Source organism: Acinetobacter sp. LMB-5 (genome assembly GCF_001541635.1).
GTDB classification, from domain to species: Bacteria; Pseudomonadota; Gammaproteobacteria; order Pseudomonadales; family Moraxellaceae; genus Acinetobacter; species Acinetobacter pittii.
The window spans coordinates 1-417 of the sequence record NZ_LRDR01000080.1 but is presented as its reverse complement, the minus strand read 5'-3'; the positions used below and the strand labels follow the sequence as shown (position 1 = coordinate 417).

Annotated in this window: 1 protein-coding gene; it reads left to right on the top strand. The window is 51.8% G+C overall.

From position 1 onward, the window contains the following. On the top strand, window positions 1-417 hold a 417-nt coding region (locus AW165_RS18610), incomplete at both ends, for a DNA topoisomerase (protein WP_228138768.1).

Sequence of the window (417 nt, the reverse complement as noted above, 5' to 3'; positions counted from 1 at the left end):
TAGCTCAAGCATCGCCGACGTCGAACCATAAAGCGTTCAATGCCAGCAAAATTGAAGCGCACCATGCTATCGTGCCAACCGAGAAAAGCGGCGCGGGCATCGAGCTAAACGAACGTGAACGCAACTTGTATGAGTTGGTGGCCAAACGCTTTATTGCGCTGTTCTACCCTGGATCCGTACGTGACAAAGTCGCGCTCGATGTCACTTGCACCGGTCGCTGCTACCGCGCCACCCAAACCACCCTCAATAAGCAAGGCTGGGAAGTGCTGTTTAAAGGTGAACATCAAGACGAACCCAACCAAAACGCGCTGGATTTGGCCAGTTTAACCAAGGGCACCGAAGGGACATGTACTCAAGTAGACATGGAGCAGCGCGAAACCAAACCGCCAAAATATTTTGATGATGCCAGCTTGCTTA